A 2,500-nucleotide genomic window follows, 5' to 3' on the forward strand; every position below is an offset into this window, starting at 1 on the left:
TTGGTTGCGGGGGTAGGATTTGAACCTACGACCTTCAGGTTATGAGCCTGACGAGCTACCGGGCTGCTCCACCCCGCGGCAGTATGGTTGTTGGGTGGTTGGACGAGGGGGAGAGTATTGCGGGTTGGATTGGTTTTGTCCGTGCATGGAAGACTTGGCGGCGACCTACTCTCCCGCGGCTTAAGCCGGAGTACCATCGGCGCTGGAGGTTTTCACGGCCGAGTTCGGAATGGGATCGGGTGCTGGGACCTCCGCTATAGCCACCAAGTCGTCGATGCACGGATGGCGCGGGGCGGATCGTGGCGTGCCCTGCGCGTATCTTTGGGATGGGTCGCGGATGATCGTTCGTGATCTGCGTTGGCGTGGTCGATGAAGGATCGACCGACGCTTTTGTCTCAGCGATGTGTGCTTTGCTGCTTGTCTTGTGTCGTCATCGTCCCGCGCTGTTCCGGCGGTTATCGCCGGATACGGGGGAGGATGAAGCCTTTCGAGGGATTAGTACCGGTAAGCTCAACGCATTGCTGCGCTTAGACCCCCGGCCTATCAACGTGGTGGTCTACCACGGCTCTCAGGCGAGACCTGGTTTTGAGGAGGGCTTCCCGCTTAGATGCCTTCAGCGGTTATCCCGTCCGCACATAGCTACCCGGCTGTGCCGCTGGCGCGACAACCGGTCCACCAGAGGTGCGTCCATCCCGGTCCTCTCGTACTAGGGACAGCGCCTCTCAAGTCTCGTACACCCACGGCAGATAGGGACCGAACTGTCTCACGACGTTCTAAACCCAGCTCACGTACCTCTTTAAATGGCGAACAGCCATACCCTTGGGACCTGCTCCAGCCCCAGGATGAGATGAGCCGACATCGAGGTGCCAAACACCCCCGTCGATGTGGACTCTTGGGGGGTATCAGCCTGTTATCCCCGGAGTACCTTTTATCCGTTGAGCGATGGCCCTTCCACTCGGGACCACCGGATCACTATGACCGACTTTCGTCTCTGCTCGGCCCGTCGGCCTCGCAGTCAGGCAGGCTTGTGCCATTGCACTCAACAGCCGATTTCCGACCGGCTTGAGCCTACCATCGCGCGCCTCCGTTACACTTTGGGAGGCGACCGCCCCAGTCAAACTACCCACCACGCAGGGTCCCGGCTCCGGCTTCACGGAGCGCGGTTAGACAACAAGAAGGTCAAGGGTGGTATTTCAAGGATGGCTCCACGACGACTGGCGTCATCGCTTCGATGCCTCCCACCTATCCTACACAAGACATTCCTGTTGCCACTGCGAAGCTGTAGTAAAGGTTCACGGGGTCTTTCCGTCTGACCGCGGGAACTCCGCATCTTCACGGAGAGTTCAATTTCGCTGAGTCTGCGTTGGAGACAGTAGGGCAGTCGTTACGCCATTCGTGCAGGTCGGAACTTACCCGACAAGGAATTTCGCTACCTTAGGACCGTTATAGTTACGGCCGCCGTTTACCGGGGCTTCAATTCGGCGCTTGCACACCTCCTCTTAACCTTCCGGCACCGGGCAGGCGTCAGACCCTATACGTCGCCTTAACGGCTTCGCAGAGCCCTGTGTTTTTAGTAAACAGTCGCCACCCTCATTTCTGTGCCCCCTCACCCCGGTTGCCCGAGGCAAGGGCTCCCTTCTCGCGAACTTACGGGAGTATTTTGCCGAGTTCCTTCAACGCAGTTCTCTCAAGCGCCTTGGTATCTTCTACCAGTCCACCTGTGTCGGTTTCGGGTACGGTCTAACCCCGGGGCTATTTCCTGGAACGGCTCAGCCGCCCCCGCAATCCGATAAGCGGGAACGACACCTGCCATCCGTCACATCCCGGGAGGCTGGGGAGTATTAACCCCATTCCCATCGCCTACGCCTTTCGGCCTCGGCTTAGGGGCCGGCTCACCCTGCGCGGATTAGCCTTGCGCAGGAACCCTTGGACTTTCGGCGAGAGTGTTTCTCACACTCTTTATCGCTACTCATGTCAGCATTCTCACTTCCGATACCTCCAGGTGCCCTCGCGGGTCACCCTTCACAGGCCTACGGAACGCTCCGCTACCACTTCCCGAAGGAAGTCCACAGCTTCGGTGTACGGCTTGAGCCCCGGTACATCTTCGGCGCAGGACGGCTTATTTAGACCAGTGAGCTATTACGCTTTCTTTAAACGATGGCTGCTTCTAAGCCAACGTCCTGGTTGTCTTGGCCTTCCCACATCCTTTCCCACTTAGCCGTAACTTGGGGACCTTAGCTGGTGGTCTGGGCTGTTTCCCTCTTGACCACGGACCTTAGCACCCATGGTCTGTCTGCCGTGATTGCACTCTTCGGTATTCGGAGTTTGGTTAGGTTTGGTAAGCCTCGCGGCCCCCTAGCCCATCCAGTGCTCTACCCCCGAAGGTGAGACACGACGCGCTACCTAAATAGCTTTCGCGGAGAACCAGCTATTGCCGAGTTTGATTGGCCTTTCACCCCTAGCCACAGGTCATCCCGGAACTTTTCAACGTTCTCGGGTT

1 tRNA gene and 2 rRNA genes (1 of these 3 cut by a window edge) are annotated in these 2,500 nt (G+C 58.2%); all 3 read right to left on the reverse strand.

The window, feature by feature from the left end:
• Nucleotide 1: 1 nt before the first annotated feature.
• Nucleotides 2-78 (reverse strand) — tRNA-Met (locus tag KAJ83_RS19095).
• Between the two features lie 74 nt (nucleotides 79-152).
• Nucleotides 153-268 (reverse strand): 5S ribosomal RNA (gene rrf, locus KAJ83_RS19100).
• A 206-nt stretch (nucleotides 269-474) separates the two neighbouring features.
• A 23S ribosomal RNA gene (locus tag KAJ83_RS19105) occupies nucleotides 475-2,500 on the reverse strand (it continues 717 nt past the right edge of the window).

It is taken from the genome of Marivibrio halodurans (assembly GCF_017963645.1).
Taxonomy (GTDB): domain Bacteria; phylum Pseudomonadota; class Alphaproteobacteria; order UBA8366; family Aestuariispiraceae; genus Marivibrio; species Marivibrio halodurans.